The 16,967-nt window shown below is 71.2% G+C and carries 16 protein-coding genes; 13 read left to right on the plus strand and 3 right to left on the minus strand.

What is annotated here, in order from left to right:
* Positions 1–50 precede the first annotated feature (50 nt).
* The 7 genes from MDN94_RS10040 (at position 51) to MDN94_RS10070 (ending at position 6,384) form a co-directional block, all read left to right on the plus strand.
* Positions 51–1,292: an MFS transporter gene (locus tag MDN94_RS10040; protein WP_482725517.1), complete on the plus strand. Its 1,242-nt coding sequence runs from the start codon at positions 51–53 to the stop codon at positions 1,290–1,292.
* Positions 1,243–2,421: an acetoin utilization protein AcuC gene (locus MDN94_RS10045; protein WP_482725518.1), complete on the plus strand. Its 1,179-nt coding sequence runs from the start codon at positions 1,243–1,245 to the stop codon at positions 2,419–2,421. The genes MDN94_RS10040 and MDN94_RS10045 overlap by 50 nt, the downstream gene beginning before the upstream one ends.
* A 97-nt stretch (positions 2,422–2,518) precedes the next feature.
* Positions 2,519–3,322, plus strand: a complete 804-nt coding sequence (locus tag MDN94_RS10050) for a phosphatase (RefSeq protein ID WP_482725519.1) — start codon at positions 2,519–2,521, stop codon at positions 3,320–3,322.
* A 128-nt stretch (positions 3,323–3,450) separates the two neighbouring features.
* Complete coding sequence (locus MDN94_RS10055; protein WP_482725520.1) at positions 3,451–3,663, plus strand: helix-turn-helix domain-containing protein; 213 nt, start codon at positions 3,451–3,453, stop codon at positions 3,661–3,663.
* A 122-nt stretch (positions 3,664–3,785) separates the two neighbouring features.
* Entirely contained in the window at positions 3,786–3,884 is a 99-nt protein-coding gene (locus MDN94_RS10060) for a 30S ribosomal protein bS22 (RefSeq protein ID WP_003948845.1), read from the plus strand.
* A 199-nt stretch (positions 3,885–4,083) separates the two neighbouring features.
* Positions 4,084–5,190, plus strand: a complete 1,107-nt coding sequence (locus MDN94_RS10065) for an NAD-dependent epimerase/dehydratase family protein (protein WP_482725521.1) — start codon at positions 4,084–4,086, stop codon at positions 5,188–5,190.
* Between the two features lie 15 nt (positions 5,191–5,205).
* The gene (locus MDN94_RS10070) at positions 5,206–6,384 is read left to right on the plus strand and encodes a lysophospholipid acyltransferase family protein (protein WP_482725522.1); all 1,179 of its coding nucleotides are present in this window, start codon (positions 5,206–5,208) and stop codon (positions 6,382–6,384) included.
* A gap of 135 nt (positions 6,385–6,519) precedes the next feature.
* Here MDN94_RS10070 and MDN94_RS10075 read toward each other — a convergent pair whose 3' ends face one another.
* The 3 genes from MDN94_RS10075 to MDN94_RS10085 form a co-directional block, all read right to left on the minus strand.
* Positions 6,520–7,716: a DUF5667 domain-containing protein gene (locus MDN94_RS10075; RefSeq protein ID WP_482725523.1), complete on the minus strand. Its 1,197-nt coding sequence runs from the start codon at positions 7,714–7,716 to the stop codon at positions 6,520–6,522.
* 262 nt (positions 7,717–7,978) lie between these two features.
* A complete protein-coding gene (locus MDN94_RS10080) occupies positions 7,979–8,827 on the minus strand; it encodes an ECF subfamily RNA polymerase sigma factor, BldN family (protein WP_482725524.1) in 849 nt (282 codons plus the stop codon).
* Between the two features lie 410 nt (positions 8,828–9,237).
* Positions 9,238–10,179 (minus strand): HAD family hydrolase, encoded by a 942-nt coding sequence (locus tag MDN94_RS10085; protein ID WP_482725525.1) that lies wholly within the window; start codon positions 10,177–10,179, stop codon positions 9,238–9,240.
* Positions 10,180–10,283: 104 nt separating this feature from the next.
* Here MDN94_RS10085 and MDN94_RS10090 point away from each other — a divergent pair, with 104 nt between their 5' ends.
* The 6 genes from MDN94_RS10090 (at position 10,284) to MDN94_RS10115 (ending at position 16,921) form a co-directional block, all read left to right on the plus strand.
* The gene (locus MDN94_RS10090) at positions 10,284–10,559 is read left to right on the plus strand and encodes a glutaredoxin family protein (protein WP_482725526.1); all 276 of its coding nucleotides are present in this window, start codon (positions 10,284–10,286) and stop codon (positions 10,557–10,559) included.
* Between the two features lie 360 nt (positions 10,560–10,919).
* Positions 10,920–11,645, plus strand: a complete 726-nt coding sequence (locus MDN94_RS10095; protein WP_159688926.1) for a redox-sensing transcriptional repressor Rex — start codon at positions 10,920–10,922, stop codon at positions 11,643–11,645.
* Positions 11,642–13,363: a glutamyl-tRNA reductase gene (locus MDN94_RS10100; RefSeq protein WP_482725527.1), complete on the plus strand. Its 1,722-nt coding sequence runs from the start codon at positions 11,642–11,644 to the stop codon at positions 13,361–13,363. Before MDN94_RS10095 ends, MDN94_RS10100 begins: the two co-directional genes overlap by 4 nt.
* Positions 13,360–14,319 (plus strand): hydroxymethylbilane synthase, encoded by a 960-nt coding sequence (hemC, locus tag MDN94_RS10105; protein ID WP_482725528.1) that lies wholly within the window; start codon positions 13,360–13,362, stop codon positions 14,317–14,319. Before MDN94_RS10100 ends, hemC begins: the two co-directional genes overlap by 4 nt.
* Positions 14,316–15,983 (plus strand): bifunctional uroporphyrinogen-III C-methyltransferase/uroporphyrinogen-III synthase, encoded by a 1,668-nt coding sequence (locus MDN94_RS10110; protein ID WP_482725529.1) that lies wholly within the window; start codon positions 14,316–14,318, stop codon positions 15,981–15,983. Before hemC ends, MDN94_RS10110 begins: the two co-directional genes overlap by 4 nt.
* 83 nt (positions 15,984–16,066) lie before the next feature.
* The gene (locus MDN94_RS10115; RefSeq protein WP_482725530.1) at positions 16,067–16,921 is read left to right on the plus strand and encodes a class I SAM-dependent methyltransferase; all 855 of its coding nucleotides are present in this window, start codon (positions 16,067–16,069) and stop codon (positions 16,919–16,921) included.
* Positions 16,922–16,967 lie beyond the last annotated feature (46 nt).

Here is a 16,967-nt window from a genome sequence, read left to right on the forward strand (position 1 = left end):
CGTGTGACGCGTCTACCACCCGGTAGGGACCGGGCCTACGCTGTGCGGCCATGACAGAACCGCGGTTGCGCCACGGGCGCACCTCCCTCGCGTTCAGCTTCTTCTCGCAGGGTGTCGCGTTCGCTCTCCTCGTGACCCGAATACCCGCCATCCAGGAGCGGTACGGGATATCCGACGCCCTGCTGCCGTTGTTCCTCGCGGCGGTGCCCGTCCTTGCCGGGGTGGGCAGCGTGCTGACCGAGCGGATCGTGCGGCGGGCGCCCGTGAGTGCGGTGCTGCGCTGGGCCCAGCCGGTGGTGCTGCTCGCGCTGCTCGGTGTGGCCGCGGGCGACGAGATGTGGCACGTGGCCGTCGCACTCGGGGTGTTCGGACTGTCGGTGGGCGCGCTCGACGCGTCGATGAACATGCTGGGCGTAGGGCTCCAGGCGGTGTACGGGCGCAGCATCATGCTCGGCTTCCATGCGGCGTACAGCCTCGGCGGGATCGTCGGAGCCTCGCTCGCCTGGGCGGGCGCGCACTGGGACCTGGCGCTCGTCGTCTCCTACTTCCCGGTGGTCGTGGTGCTGGTGCCCGCGGCGCTGGTGGGCAGCCGGTGGTACTACGGCGGGGAGCGCCCGCCGGGCCGCCCGGATACCGGCGACGGCGGCAAGGACAGGGCGGTCGGCGACGGCGGCCGGGTGGCGTTCAGGATGCTGCTGCCGCTCGCGCTGGTGATGACCTTCGCGTACATCGGCGACTCGACCGTCTCCAACTGGAGCGCCAAATATCTGCAGGACGTCCTCGGCAGCTCGGAGGAGCTGGCCACCGTCCCGTACAACGCCTACATGGTGACGACGCTGGTGGGCCGGGCCGTCGGGGACCTCGGGGTGCGGCGCTTCGGGGCCGTGGCCGTCGTCCGGTGCGGGGCGGTGCTGGCGGCGGCCGGGTTCGCCGTGGTGGCGGCCGCACCGGGGGCGTGGACGGGCATGGCGGGCTTCACGGTGCTGGGGCTCGGCCTGTGCGTGATCGTGCCGCAGACCTTCGCGGCCGCGGGCCGGCTGTTCGAGGGCCGGAGCGACGCGGCCGTGGCGCGGCTGAACGTCTTCAACTATGTCGGCTTCCTCATCGGGTCGCCCTTGGTCGGGGCGCTGGGGGACGCCTGGAGCTACCGCGGGGCGATGCTCGTACCGATGGCACTCGTGTTGTTGACGCTGGTGTACGCCGGATCGTTCGGCGACGGGAGCGCCCGATACGGTGTCGGGCATGAGCGGCCGCGGATTGCTGATGTGGGACGAGGCGGTAACCGGGTATGACTTCGGTTCCGGCCATCCGATGGATCCGGTGCGGCTCGCACTGACCATGGGGCTGGTGCGGGCCTACGGGCTCGACCGGGCGATGCGGGTGGTCGCAGCCAGGCCGGCCGGGGAGTCGACGCTGCGGCTCGTGCACCGGGAGGACTACGTGGACGCGGTGCGGGCGGCTTCGGCCGACCCGAAGGCCGCGGACCAGTCGTACGGGCTCGGCACGGTCGACGACCCGGCGTTCGAGGGGATGCACGAGGCGTCGGCGCTGATCGCCGGGCAGTCCGTCGGCGCGGCGGAGTCCGTGTGGCGCGGAGAGGCCGATCATGCGGTCAACTTCGCCGGCGGGCTGCACCACGCGATGCCGGGGAGCGCCTCCGGGTTCTGCATCTACAACGACGCGTCGCTGGCCATCGCGCGGCTGCTCGAGCTCGGCGCGGAACGCGTGGCCTACGTCGACGTGGACGTCCATCACGGGGACGGCGTGCAGGCGGCGTTCTGGGACGACCCGCGGGTCCTGACGGTGTCGCTGCACGAGCACCCGCAGACCCTGTTCCCACAGACCGGCCGGCCGGAGGAGACGGGCGGGGCCGGTCCCGCGGAGGGCTCCGCGGTCAACGTGGCGCTGCCTGCGGGCACGGGGGACCAGGGCTGGCTGCGGGCCTTCCACGCGGTCGTGCCCGAACTGCTGGCCGACTTCCGGCCGCAGATCCTGGTGACACAGCACGGGGCGGACACACACTTCGAGGACCCGCTGGCGCACCTGGCGGTGTCGCTCGATGCGCAGCGCGCCGTCCAGGAGGCGTGCCACGCCCTGGCGCACGAGCATGTGGAGGGCGGCCGGTGGGTCGCCCTCGGCGGCGGCGGTTACGCGGTGGTCGACGTGGTCCCCCGGTCGTGGACGCATCTGGTGGGGATCGCGGCGCACCAGCCGGTCGAGCCCGAGTCGGTGATTCCCTCGTCGTGGCGGGACGAGGTGTACGCGCGGACGCGGCAGCTGGCTCCGGCCCGGATGACGGACGGCCGGTGGCCGGTCACCTGGCGCGGCTGGGAAGAGGGCTACGACCCCGCGGACCGGCTGGACCAGGCCGTGCTGGCGACGCGACGGGCGGTCTTCCCGCTGCGGGGACTGCTGGCCTGAGGACGGTCGACCGGGTGCCTGACGGACGTTAGGCCAACTGTGCGCGTTGTTCGGGGTTTTCGCGTGGTGGGTGTCTTGCTGCGTCAGCATCGGGAGGGTGTTGAGCACCGAGGCGTTGCGGGCGCATCTGCTGGCGTCCCGGCTGGCCGGTGATGTCGCCACCTCTCGCGAGACGAGTCTGCGGAGCTACCGCGCGTTCGTCGCCCGCGATCCGCGGGTCACCCTCGGACTGGACCCCCGGTGGGCCTGGAGCGTGCGGGACCTCATCGCCCTCATGGCGGACAGGTGCGGGGTCTCGGCCGATCCCGAGCAGGTGACCGGGGCGGACGTCATCGACCCGGAGCGGACCCTCGGCAGGCTCGCCGCGTTCGCGGAGCGGCTGGGTGCGGTGGTCGCGCGGGGCGGGGCGGTGCTGTTCGGCACCGGACATCCGCACCGGCTGCTCGGCTTCTACGCCGATCTGGCAGACGCGCTGTCGGCGGCGGGGTGTTCCGTACTCACACCCGCGCAGGGGCGATGTGTCGACATAACGACCCGGTTCGGCGTACGTACGTACCGGCTCGAATACGTACGGGGAGTGGCTCGGCTCCGGGAGGCGGGCGCCGGCGGCGCGGGAGCCCACAGTCATTCCCCGCTGCCGGTCAGGGTCGCGCTGGGGGCGGCCGCGGACGCCGGACGGCGGCTGCCCGACCTCGTCGTCGGTGATCACGGCTGGGTATGCGGAGCAGGTCAACTGGGTATCGAGGCCATCGGGCTGGCCGACACCGATGATCCGGCGCTGTTCGTCGGTGAGGCGGAGGGGCAGGTCTCCGTCGCCGTTCCGCTCGACGACGCCGTAAGGTCCGATTACTACCGGCCGTTGGCGCGCTATGTGCTCAATCGGGCGTGTCTGTCACAGTAGGCGGCCGATCGCTGCTCCTCTTCCCCACTCGCATCACCCGCCCCTAGTCTGGGCAGTGAGCGCACAGCGACGAAGAGTCACCGGAGGGGAAGCCGGTGCGCGTCGGGTGCGGAAGGTACAGGTGGGTCATGGATGCTGGCAGCGAGAGGCCTCTCAACGAGGTCAAGTTCCTTACCGTGGCGGAAGTCGCCTCGGTGATGCGGGTGTCGAAGATGACCGTGTACCGCTTGGTGCACAGCGGTCATCTGCCGGCGATTCGGGTGGGGAGGTCCTTCCGGGTACCGGAGCAAGCGGTTCACGAATATCTCCGCGAATCCTTCGTGGGGGTGGAATCCGCGTAACGGAGGAGGGACGGCCGCCCTCGGATTACGTCCCTCACTCGGCGGCAGGTAGGCTAGGCCGACGTAGGTCGTGTGGGCCCAGACGCCCCGCACCGAGTGAAGAGAAGTGAGCGAGGGTAGTCGTGGGCTCTGTTATCAAGAAGCGGCGTAAGCGGATGGCCAAGAAGAAGCACCGCAAGCTGCTCAAGCGCACCCGCGTTCAGCGTCGCAACAAGAAGTAAGCGGCAGCTGAGCGTGTCCTTCGGCCCCTCCACCAGTCCGGTGGGGGGGCCGAGGTGCTTCTCCGGGTCCGGGACGGACTCCTTACGGAGCAAAGGTGGAGCACTGGTGGACACGACGTGGCAAAAGTCCGTCGTGCGGTCATCACAGCGCAACGGTGACGCGCTACGGTGACGCCAGGAGCTAGGGAAGGCGCTGATCTTGGGCAAGGTCGTGCTCGTCACCGGAGTGGCCCGGCAGCTCGGCGGCCGTCTGGTGCGGCGGATCCAGCGGGATCCCGAGGTGGACCGGGTGATCGGGGTCGACGCCGAGGGGCCCGGACACCATCTGGGCGGGGCCGAGTTCGTGCGTGCCGACATCCGCCGGCCCGCGATCGCGAGGGTCCTCGCCGAGCACGCCGTGGACACGGTGGTCCATATGGACGTCACCGGGACGCCGCTGGGCGCCGGCGGCCGCACGGCCGTCAAGGAGACCAACGTCATCGGCACCATGCAGCTGCTCGGCGCCTGCCAGAAGTCACCGACCGTCAAGCGGCTGGTGATCAAATCGAGTACGAGCGTGTACGGCTCCGCCCCCCGAGACCCGGCGGTCTTCACGGAGACCACCCCGCCCAAGTCGCTGCCGAGCGGTGGATTCGCCAAGGACGCCGTCGAGGTCGAGGGATACGTACGCGGCTTCGCCCGCCGCCGGCCCGACGTGGCGGTGTGCGTGCTGCGCTTCGCCAACATCCTCGGACCGTGCGCGGACTCGCCTCTCGCCGAGTTCTTCTCGCTGCCGGTGATGCCGACGGTCTTCGGCTACGACCCCCGGCTCCAGTTCGTCCATGAGGACGACGTGATCGACGTACTGCGGATCGCCCTCCACGAGCCCCGCCGCGGGACGCTCAACAGCGGTACCTTCAACATCGCGGGTGACGGCGTGCTGACGCTGTCGCAGTGCTCGCGGCGGCTGGGGCGGCCGACGATGCCGCTGCTGCTCCCCGCGGTCACCTGGGTGGGCTCGGCGCTGCGGACGGTCGGTTTCACCGACTTCTCGCCCGAGCAGATCCGGCTGCTCACGCACGGACGGGTGGTGAGCACCGTTCAGATGCGCGAGACACTGGGCTTCCGGCCGAAGTACACGACCGCGGAGACGTTCGCGGACTTCGCACGCAGCCGTGGCCCGGGGCTGCTGCCGCCGAAGGCGGTCGCCGAGGCGGTGGACCGGGTCGCGGAGGCTCTGTCGCTCGGCGTCCTCGACGCGGTGCCCGTCGAGGCCGGCGGGCGAGCGGTCACCCAGACGACGCACAGCAGCGGACAGCCCGGATAAGGAGCGCAACCGACGATGGCGGACGCCAAGGTCATTCCGTTCGACGACGACCGGTCGCGCGGTGGCGCGGCGCAGCGCCCGGCACGGCGGCGCTCCGCGTCCGGCGGCCGGCGCAAGGCGGAACCGGCGGCGATGCGGGACGCCGCGCTGAGTCCGCTGCCCGGCCCGCAGGCCGGTGAGGGCGGTACGGGCCCCGACAGCGGCCCGGCGGCCCCTGCCGAGCCGGTCCGTGGCGCCGTCTCCGCGGCTTCCGGCATGCCGGGTGAGGCAGGCGGCGTCGGCGGCTCCCCGCAGGACGGGACGGCCGCCGAGACCCCCGTGACGGCCGCCGGGCGGCCGCCGGGGCCGGCGGACAGCGGCTGGGACCGGAGGATCGCCGGCGGGCTGGCGTTCCTGCGGCGCCGCCTCACGGGCGACTACGAGGTCGACGAGTTCGGCTACGACGCCGAGCTCACCGACCAGGTCCTGATGTCGATGCTGCGGCCGATGTATCAGAAGTACTTCCGCGTCGAGGTCAAGGGCATCGAGAACATCCCGTCAAAGGGCGGGGCGCTGGTGGTGGCGAACCACTCGGGCACCGTGCCGCTGGACGGGCTGATGCTCCAGGTCGCCGTGCACGACAACCATCCCGCGGGCCGCCATCTGCGGCTGCTGGCCGCGGATCTGGTGTTCATGCTGCCGGTGGTCAACGAACTGGCCCGGAAGGCCGGTCACACCTTGGCGTGCACGGAGGACGCGGAAAGGCTGCTCCAGCGCGGTGAGGTCGTCGGTGTGATGCCGGAGGGCTTCAAGGGCATCGGCAAGCCGTTCAGCGAGCGCTACAAGCTTCAGCGTTTCGGCCGGGGCGGCTTCGTCTCCACGGCGCTGCGGGCGGGCGTGCCGATCGTGCCGTGCTCGATCGTCGGGGCGGAGGAGATCTACCCGATGATCGGCAACGCGAAGACGCTGGCGCGGCTGCTGGGCTTCCCGTACTTCCCGATCACTCCGACGTTCCCGTGGCTCGGACCGGTGGGCGCGGTGCCCCTGCCGACGAAGTGGACGATCCAGTTCGGGGAGCCGATCGCGACGGACGGGTACCCGCCGGAGGCGGCGGAGGACCCGATGCTGATGTTCAACCTGACGGACCAGGTGCGCGAGCAGATCCAGCACACGCTCTACAAGCTGCTGGTGCAGCGCCGATCGGTCTTCTTCTAGGTCCTGCCCGGGCCCGAGAAGACCGCCCGGGCAGCGCCTGGCCGTGCCGGTGCTGCCGGAGCGCCATGGACACCGGTGAGGGGTGGGTCCCGACCTGGACCCACCCCTCAGCCGCGCGTGGTGCTGCCGCCGACGTCAGCCGTCGTCCTCGGCCTCGAGACCGAGACCCGGGAGGATGCCCGGCAGCAGTGGCGGGATGGTGATCTCCGGATGCGGTGGCTCCGAGCCCTTGCCGGACGGGGAGGGACTCGTCTGCCCCTTCGGCGGATCGAGGAGGCCTCCGGTGTTGCCCCCGAGCAGGCCGTCGTTCGGCGAACCCGAAGTGGAGCCGGACGGACTGGGACTGGTGTCCCCGCTCCCGTGCCCGCCGTCGGTGCCGGGCGAACTCGATGCCGTACGGTCCGGGTCGGCGGTGCGTCCCGAGTCCTGTGAGGCGCCCGGGCCCTGGGAGTCGCGTTGCTTCTCGGGAGTGCGGGGCAGCATCGACTCGAGCGGGCCGACCTGTTGGTCTATGGCGTCGAAGGCGGAGTCGACGTCGTTGCCGACGTCGGTCAGCTGGGCGGGCAGCCGGTCGCGCAGTCCGTCCCACGTGTCGCGGTGCGAGCGGGAGAAGGAATTGAGCGCGGCCATCGGGGCGAGCGACCCGTCGCGCTCGTATGCGGCGCTGAGCAGGCGGTGGCCTTCGGTGACATCGTGCCGCATGCCGTTGAGCGTGCGGCGGACCTCGCCCAGGGACTCGTGGTCAAGTGCGCCGCCGCGGTCCCGCTCCATCAGCCGGCGCGCCTCGCTCAGGCGGGTCGACGCCTGGTCGAGGTAGAGCTCACCGCGGTCGGAGTCACCGTCCGCGAGGCCGAGCTTGAAGTCCTCCATGCCGCGCTTCAGCCCGTACAGCGAGTCACCGGGGAGGGCGTCGGTACTTGCAGCGGCCACTCCGCCGAATGCTCCGGCCGCCACACCGACGGTCAGCCCGCCGGCGGCGAGCCCTTTGGACCAGCGCGAACGCGGTCGCAGTTTCCGGAGCGGGGACGCCCGGTGCGCGCCGCGGCCGGAGGTCCGCTGCTCGGGCACCGTAGGGCCCGTGGACGCACCCCCTCTGCCTTCCTGGAGCAGCGATTCCATCGCCGCCACGAGCTGTGCCCGCTGCACCACCTTGACCTCGGGGTCCAGCTGCGGCTTCGGCAGTTCGCCGAGACCGTGGGCCAGGGTCAACAGCCGTTCGTGCTCGGGCGGTTCGACGGACTCGACCGATTCGTCGGGCTGTTCGGCCGCCTGGTCTTCCAAGGCCTGGGCGAAGGCGTTCGCCCGCCGGTGCGCCGAAACGTTCGCGATCACTGGCGGCACCTCCTCTCGTCATGACGATCGACTCCCCTGAGGGTCTGGAGGGTTGCACACCTTGAGCACATCCACACGAACGAGTGAGTGGCTGCGGGCATGGCGCGTCCAGAGGGAGCCTGCATTCCGCACAACGAGCGTCGCGGCACTTGGGTTACGCGCGAAAGATGATCGGACCAGTGCGTCATCGAGGCGTCACCGATTGTCAGTTGGGGACGGGGGCCGTGGGGGAACTGTGGGGCTCTGTCGCGGGGGGAACGGCTCAGCGTGCGTCGTCGGGCAGCAGTCGGGCGAGCGTGCGGACCGCCCGGTACTGAAGGGTCTTGATCGCGCCCTCGTTCTTGCCCATCGCCCTGGCCGTCTCCGCGACGGACAGGCCTTGCAGGAAGCGGAGCGTGACGCACTCCTGCTGCTGGGGGTTGAGCTTGCGGACGGCTTCGAGCAGCGCGGCGTTGGAGAGGGACTCCAGGACCGAGTCCTCCGGGCTGCGCTCGACCTCGTTGGCGTCGAGCATCTCGCCGGTGGTCACTTCCAGGCGGAAGCGGCTCGATTTGAAGTGGTCGGCGACCAGATTGCGGGCGATCGTGACGAGCCAGGCGCCGAAGTCCCGGCCCTGCCAGGTGAAGGTGGAAATGCGGCGCAGCGCGCGCAGGAAGGTCTCGCTGGTGAGGTCCTCCGCCGTGGCCTTTCCGCCGACGCGGTAGTAGATGTAGCGGTAGACGGTGTCGCTGTACTGGTCGTAGAGCCGGCCGAAGGCCTCGGCCTCGCCCGCCTGGGCGCGCTCGACCAGGTCCATCATGCGGGCGCTGTCGCTGTCGGCGGTGGGTCGGCGGGTGGCGGCGTGAGCGCCTGAGCTGCCCCGGCCCGCCCTTCTGCCCGCGGCCCGTCCGTCGTCCGACCGCCGCCCCTCGTCGACGGCGCTGCGTGCGGGACCCTTCTGCAGGCCGTCGGTCAGGGCGTAGCAGGGTGCTGCCGGACCGCCGGCGGCGAGGCCGGGGGTGGCATATGCGGGGACGGTGTACGCGGCGGGGACAAGGCCGCGCAAGTGGTCGAGGACCGCTGCGCGCAGCGTAGCCAGGCCCGAGGCGTCAACCCCGACGTGTGGGTACACGGGACTCCCAGAGGCAGAGCTTCCATCACGAGCAGTGCGGGACCTTTCACCCGTCGTGATGACTGGTGGGGTGGTCCGTCATGCGTCTGAGGAGAATAACGCTTCGTACAGGCAGCGCTACACCCAGTTGCTAAAATCGTCGTTTCCGTCGCTTCTGTTACGTCTAAGGGCCGCAACTTGTCGCACATTGTGAGCACTTGTTGATCGAATTACGTCGAGAACTGTCTTATCGAGCGGTGAGTTGTAGCCGGCCGTGACAAGAGGACCGGCCGGGGGCCCGGAGGGGCAACACCCGTGGATTGGGCGCCCGACACGCGCGGGGAGCACGTGTTCGGAAGCGTGCGACGGCCGAAGGCCGTCGGTGAAAGGCCGCGCGGGGTCGGTTGCGGCGACTCCGGGGCGTGACCGCGTCAGCGCCGGCGGCGGTGGAGCGCGACCGCGGCCGCGGTGCCGCCCGCCAGGGCCCCCACCCCGGCCGCCGCGGGGATGCCGACCTTGGCCGCCTTGCGGCCGGTGCGGTAGTCGCGCAGCCGCCAGTCCCGCTGCCGGGCGTGCTTGCGCAGCTTGGTGTCCGGATTGATCGCGTACGGATGGCCGACGAGCGAGAGCATCGGGATGTCGTTGTGGCTGTCGCTGTACGCCGCGCAGCGGAACAGGTCGAGGCCCTCCGCCGCGGCCAGCGCGCGCACGGCCTCTGCCTTCGCCGGGCCGTGCAGCGGTTCGCCGACGAGTTTGCCCGTGTAGACGCCGTCGACCGACTCGGCGACGGTGCCGAGCGCACCGGTCAGGCCGAGGCGGCGGGCGATGATCGTCGCGGTCTCCACGGGTGCCGCCGTGACCAGCCATACCTTCTGGCCGGCGTCGAGGTGGGCCTGGGCGAGCGCGCGGGTGCCCGGCCAGATGCGGTCGGCCATGTACTCGTCGTAGATCTCCTCGCCGATGCTCATCAACTCGGAGACGCGGTGGCCCTTGACGATGGAGAGGGCGCTGTCGCGGGCGTCCTGCATGTGCTCGGGGTCCTCGACGCCGGCCAGCCGGAACCACGCCTGCTGCCAGGCGAACCTAGCCAGTTCACGGCGCTGGAAGAACTTGCGCTTGTAGAGCCCGCGGCCGAAGTGGAAGATCGCGGCGCCCTGCATGACCGTGTTGTCGAGGTCGAAGAAGGCGGCGGCGCGCTCGTCGCCCGCGACGGGGAACTCCGGTTCCACGGCAGGGGCGGTGACGTCCTGTGCCTCGAGTGCCTCGATCGTCTGCGAGGACTTCCGTGCTGCCTCGGCTGCGGCTTCGCCCGCGAGCACGCTGCGTGCCGTGGCGGAGCGCCTGCGCGGGGTGAGCCATCCCAGTGCGGCCATGTCGTGAGCATAGCCAGTCTGTTCGGCTCTTCCTGACGCACCAGGATGCGGCGGCGTGAACAGTCCGCAACCGCGCTGTTAAGCGGACCGGCGAGAATGGGCGTATGAGTCCACTGCTGCGGCATACGAAGAAGAACTCCGGGGAACGCATGGTGACCCTCATCGGGAAGCCCGGATGTCATCTCTGTGACGATGCGCGCGCCGTGGTGGAGCAGGTGTGCGCGGAGGCGGGCGTCCCCTGGGAGGAGAAGGACATCAACCAGGACGAGGAGCTGCACCGCGCCTACTGGGAGCAGATCCCGGTGGTGCTCGTCGACGGCGAGCAGCACACCTTCTGGAAGGTTGACGCGGCCCGGCTGCGACGCGCGCTGGGCGCCTAGGTCCTCTCCGCCCCGACAGGACCCGGGCCCCGCCCGGTCCCGCTCCGACGGAAGTGCGCGGCGCGCCGTCGCGGCCCTATCGGCATTCGATGACGGCAGGGCACAGTAGGCGGGAATCAGGCGGTCTCGGGGGCGTATTCGAGAGGAGAGTGTCCGATTTTGCGCCCTTCGGTAGCCCTGCGGTCACGATCGGTTCGCGGTTCCTCGATACGGCCGCCGAATCGCGTGACCCCGGTCACTTTGGACGGACAAAGCGGACACCATCTTTGTGCACGCGTTCACAAAGACATAGCCTGCTGTCGACGGGGCGGTCCTGGGACACACGGCCGCCTGCAGCCTCGCTCATCCCCCAGGAGCACCGTGGCAACTGGCCGAAATCACCGACCGGCGACCCGTAGCCGAGGAATCCCCGAGGCCACCGTCGCCCGGCTTCCGCTGTACCTGCGCGCACTGACCGCGCTGTCGGAGCGTTCCGTACCCACGGTCTCGTCCGAGGAGCTCGCCGCGGCCGCGGGCGTCAACTCCGCGAAGCTGCGCAAGGACTTCTCCTACCTCGGCTCGTACGGGACCCGGGGCGTGGGCTACGACGTGGAGTATCTCGTCTACCAGATCTCCCGGGAACTGGGCCTGACCCAGGACTGGCCGGTTGTGATCGTAGGAATCGGTAACCTCGGCGCCGCGCTCGCCAACTACGGCGGCTTCGCGTCCCGTGGTTTCCGGGTCGCCGCGCTGATCGACGCCGACCCCACCATGGCCGGAAAGCCCGTCGCGGGCATCCCGGTGCAGCACACGGACGAGCTCGAGAAGATCATCAGCGACAACGGGGTCTCGATCGGCGTCATCTCCACGCCCGCCGGCGCCGCGCAGCAAGTGTGCGAACGCCTGATCGCCGCCGGTGTCACCTCCATCCTGAACTTCGCGCCCACCGTGCTGTCCGTGCCGGACGGCGTGGACGTGCGCAAGGTCGACCTTTCGATCGAGCTCCAGATCCTCGCCTTCCACGAGCAGCGCAAGGCCGGCGAAGAAGCCGAGGCCGCGAACCGCAAGGGCCCCGACGGTGACATGTCCGCGGTGATGCCGGCATGAGTCTCCTGGTCGTAGGGCTGAGCCACCGCAGCGCACCCGTGAGTGTGCTGGAGCGGGCATCCCTGCCCCCTGACGCGCGGAGCAAGCTTCTCCAGGACACCCTGGCCGCGGAACCCGCCACCGAGGCGACGGTGCTCGCCACGTGCAACCGCATCGAGCTGTACGCGGACGTGGACAAGTTCCACGCCGGTGTCGCCGAGCTGTCCACGCTGCTCGCCCGACACAGCGGCGTGGGCCTCGAGGAGCTCACCCCCTATCTCTACGTGCACTACGAGGACCGGGCCGTCCACCACCTCTTCTCGGTGGCCTGCGGCCTGGACTCGATGGTCGTCGGCGAGGGGCAGATCCTCGGCCAGATAAAGGACGCGCTGGCGCTCGGGCAGGAACTGCACACCGCCGGACGGCTGATCAACGACCTGTTCCAGCAGGCGCTGCGGGTCGGCAAGCGCGCTCACAGCGAGACCGGGATCGACCGGGCCGGACAGTCGCTCGTCACCTTCGGTCTCGAGCAGCTCGCCGCGGGGGAGCCGATCGAGACCTGGGCGCGGGACCGTAAGGCGCTCGTCATCGGTGCCGGCTCGATGTCCTCGCTGGCCGCCGCGACGCTGGCGCGCCTCGGCGTGCGGGAACTCGTCGTCGCCAACCGGACCATGGAACGCGCGGAGCGGCTGGCCGCGGTGCTGTCCGAGGGCGGCGTGAGCGCGCGCGCCGTGCGCATGTCGGACGTGCCCGCCGAACTGGCCCTGGCCGACGTGGCAGTGTCGTGCACCGGTGCGACGGGCCTGGTGCTGACGGCCGAGTCGGTCGCGGCGGCGTTCGCGCAGCACGTGGTGCCCGGCGCGGCGGTCCTCGAGGACCTGCGTGCGCCGGAAGGAAGCCTGGTCGCGCGCCTCGCCGCCGTCGCGGCGCGCGACGGACGGGTGGCCGAGCTGCCCGGACGCCACGACGACCTTGCGGGCCTTCCCGGGGTGCCGCCCGCCGCCGTCGACGCCGACGCGCCGGTCTCCGCCGTGGAACAGGGCGCGGACAGCGCCGTGGCCTTCGCCGCCGCGGATGTTGCCCCGGGCACCGAGCCCGCCGTCACGGACGCCGCCGAGTGCCCCGTCGGGCTCGACGACTCCCTCGTCCAGCACGGCGCCTGGGTCGACAACGGCTCACGCGCCCCGCGGGAGGCGGACCGCACGGTCGCGCACGGCGCCAGCCCGGTACGGCTCGGGCTGCTGGACCTGGCGATGCCGAGGGACATCGACGCAGCCGTCCACCGCCTCGCGGGCGTACGCCTCGTCGACATCGAGTCCCTCGCGGAGGCCTCGGCCGACGCGCCCATGGCCGCCGACGTGGACCAGGTCCGCTCGATCGTCTCCGACGAGGTCGCCGCCTTCGGCGCCGCCCAGCGTGCCGCGCACATCACGCCGACCGTGGTCGCCCTGCGCACCATGGCCGCCGACGTGGTGGCGGGCGAGATGGCCCGCCTCGAGGGGCGGCTGACCGGACTCGACGAGAAGCAGCGGGCCGAGATCACCCAGACCGTGCGCCGCGTGGTGGACAAGCTCCTGCACGCGCCCACCGTGCGGGTCAAGCAGCTGGCCGGTGAACCCGGCGGCGCCGGGTACGCGGACGCGCTGCGGACACTCTTCGACCTCGACCCGGAGACGGTCGCCTCCGTCAGCCGGGCCGACCTGAATGACGCAGATGTCAAGAACCGAGGGCGAGTATGACCGAGAGGGCACTGAGGCTCGGAACCCGGCGCAGCAAGCTGGCCATGGCCCAGTCCGGGCAAGTGGCCGAGGCGGTGCGTCGGCAGACCGGCCGCGCCGTCGAGCTCGTCGAGATCACCACGTACGGGGACGTGTCCCGTGAGCATCTCGCGCAGATCGGCGGCACCGGCGTGTTCGTCGCCGCGCTGCGTGAGGCGCTGGCGCGCGGGGAGGTCGACTTCGCCGTTCACTCGCTGAAGGACCTGCCCACGACCCAGCCCGACGAGCTGGCGCTCGCGGCCGTGCCGAAGCGTGAGGACCCGCGCGACGTGCTGATCGCACGCGACGGCCTCAGCTTCGAACAGCTGCCGAACGGCGCCCGGATCGGGACCGGTTCGCCGCGCCGGATGGCGCAGCTGAACGCGTACGCCCGCACGCACGGCCTGACGATCGAGACGGTGCCGATCCGCGGCAACGTCGACACCCGTATCGGGTTCGTACGGAACGGGGAGCTCGACGCCGTCGTGCTCGCCGCGGCCGGACTCAACCGCATCGGCAGGACCGACGAGGTGACCGACTTCCTGTCGGTGGACTTCGTCCTGCCCGCTCCCGGCCAGGGAGCACTGGCGATCGAGTGTTCCGCGTCCGACGCGGACCTCACCGCCGCGCTCGCCGAGCTCGACGACCCGCACACGCGGGCCGCCGTGACCGCCGAGCGATCCCTGCTCGCCGCCCTGGAGGCCGGCTGCTCCGCACCTGTGGGTGCGCTGGCCGACCTGTTGGGCGACGGCCAGGAATTCACCGAAATGCGCCTGCGCGGCGTCGTCGGCACGACCGACGGCTCCTCGCTGGTGCAGCTGTCCACCACCGGTCCCGTACCCACGTCGCACGACGACGCGGCGGCGCTCGGACGCGAACTCGCGGACGAGATGCTGGCCAAGGGTGCGGCTGGTCTTATGGGGGAGCGAGCACTTTGAGCCCCACCACCTCGAACCGTCCGCCCCTTCCGGCACACGGACACGGGCACGTCACCTTCCTGGGTGCCGGTCCCGGCGATCCCGGTCTGCTGACTCTGCGCGCCGTCGAGGCGCTTGCCGGCGCCGACGTGCTGGTCGCCGAGCCGCAGGTGCTCGACGTCGTTCGCGGCCATGCGCGGGCGAGCGTGAGCACGCCTGAACTGACGGTTGTTGACGATGTGTCAACAACCGCCGGAATCCCCGTACTCAGGGATGCGGCCAATATTGTCATGGAGGCCGCACGGGGCGGCAAGCGGGTCGTCCGTGCGGTGACCGGTGACCCCGGTCTGGACACCGACGCAGGCAAGGAGATGCTCGCCTGCGCCGCGGCGGGGATTCCCTTCGAGGTCGTGCCCGGTGTGGCGACCGCGGTGGGCGTGCCCGCTTACGCGGGTGTCCCGCTCCGCGACAAGCAGGGCGCCGACGTCAGGTTCGTCGACGCGCGGACCGCTTCCGACCGCTGCTGGAGCGAGGTCGGCGCCAGTGACGGCACGGCCGTCGTCTCCGCCACGCTCGAGACGGTCGCCGCGGCGGCCGGCGAGCTGGTCGCGGCCGGCCGTAAGCCGGACACCCCGCTCACCGTCACCGTCGCCGGCACGACCACGCGGCAGCGGACCTGGACGGCGACGCTCGGCACGATCGCGCAGACGCTGAAGCAGGCGAAGGTGCTGCCGTCCCCCGACGGCCACCAGCCGGTCATAGCCGTGGTCGGTGAGCGCAGCGCCGCGGCACAGCGTGAGCAGCTCGCGTGGTTCGAGTCCAAGCCGCTGTTCGGCTGGAAGGTGCTCGTGCCGCGTACGAAGGAGCAGGCGGCCTCGCTCTCCGACCAGCTTCGTTCCTACGGCGCCGTGCCGCACGAGGTCCCGACGATCGCCGTCGAACCGCCGCGCACGCCGCAGCAGATGGAGCGAGCGGTCAAGGGCCTGGTCACCGGCCGTTACGAGTGGATCGCCTTCACGTCGGTCAACGCCGTGAAGGCGGTGCGGGAGAAGTTCGAGGAGTACGGGCTCGACGCCCGCGCCTTCGCCGGGATCAAGGTCGCGGCGGTCGGCGAGCAGACGGCGGCCGCGCTGGTGGACTTCGGCGTCAAGCCGGACCTCGTGCCGAGCGGTGAGCAGTCCGCGGCCGGCCTGCTGGAGGACTGGCCGCCCTACGACCCGGTCTTCGACCCGATCGACCGCGTCTTCCTGCCGCGCGCCGACATCGCGACCGAGACGCTGGTCGCGGGCCTCATCGAGCTCGGGTGGGAGGTCGACGACGTGACCGCCTACCGGACCGTGCGGGCCTCGCCGCCGCCGGCGGACACCCGCGAGGCGATCAAGGGCGGCGGCTTCGACGCCGTGCTCTTCACCTCGTCGTCGACGGTGCGGAACCTGGTCGGCATCGCCGGCAAGCCGCACAACGTGACCGTGATCGCCTGCATCGGTCCCGCCACCGCGAAGACCGCGGAGGAGCACGGACTGCGGGTGGACGTGCTGTCCCCCGAGCCGTCCGTGCACCGGCTGGCCGAGGCGCTGGCCGAGTTCGGCGCGGCCCGCCGCGCCGCCGCGGTCGAGGCGGGCGAGCACGTGACGCGCCCGTCGGAGCGCCGTCCGGGCGGCCGGAGGCGTCGCACGACGACCTGAGTGACGTGATCCGGAGGCGGGGGCAGACAGGCGTACACCGGAAGCACAAGGATCCTTCCGGGCAGGCAAGTGGGTGACCCGCTGTGAGCGCCAGCACTCTCCACGTCGATCCGTCCAACGCCGAACAGGCACGCGCCTGGGACGGCGACCAGGGCGCCTACTGGGCGGCACACGCGGAGGACTTCGACCGCGCCGTCCACGCCTACCAGCGCCCGTTCCTCGACGCCGCGAGGCTCCAGCGGGGCGAGCGGGTGCTCGACATCGGCTGCGGCAACGGCCTGACCTCCCGCGCGGCCGCCCGGCTCACCGTCGGCGGGCCCGTGTTCGGCATCGACCTGTCCGCGGCGATGCTGCGCGCCGCCAGGCAGGAGACGGAGCGCGAAGGGCTCGACAGCGTCCGCTACGAGCAGGGTGACGCCCAGACGTACCCGTTCCCCACCGGCGCCTTCGACGTGGCCGTCAGCCGCAACGGGTGCGTGTTCTTCGCCGAGCCGGTCACCGCGTTCCGCAACATCGCCCGCGCCCTGCGGCCCGGCGGGCGGCTGGCACTGCTCGTCTGGCAGGACGCGGAGCGCAACGAATGGTTCATGTCCTTCCTGGGCGCCGTCGCGGTCGGCCGTGACCTTCCCATGCCGCCTCCCGGTGCGCCCGGCCCGTTCTCCATGGCCGACCCGGATGTCGTGGGCGACGTGCTCGTGGCGGCCGGATTCGATGCGCCTCACTTCGACGGGCGCGCCCTGCCCATGAATTTCGGACGCGACATCGAGCACGCCGGGCATTTCGTCTCCGGCATGCTGGAGTGGGCGCTGGAAGGGCTCGATGAGCAGGACAGGGAGCGGGCCCTGCGGTCGCTCCGCGCGGACCTCGATTGTCATCTGACCCCGGAAGGCGTCCGCTACGAGTCCGCTGCCTGGATCGTCACCGCGACCAAGCCGTAGGAGCCCGGTCCCACCGACGCACTGTCGGCATTGGCACCCGTCCCAC

This window comes from Streptomyces sp. WAC00040 (assembly GCF_056835925.1).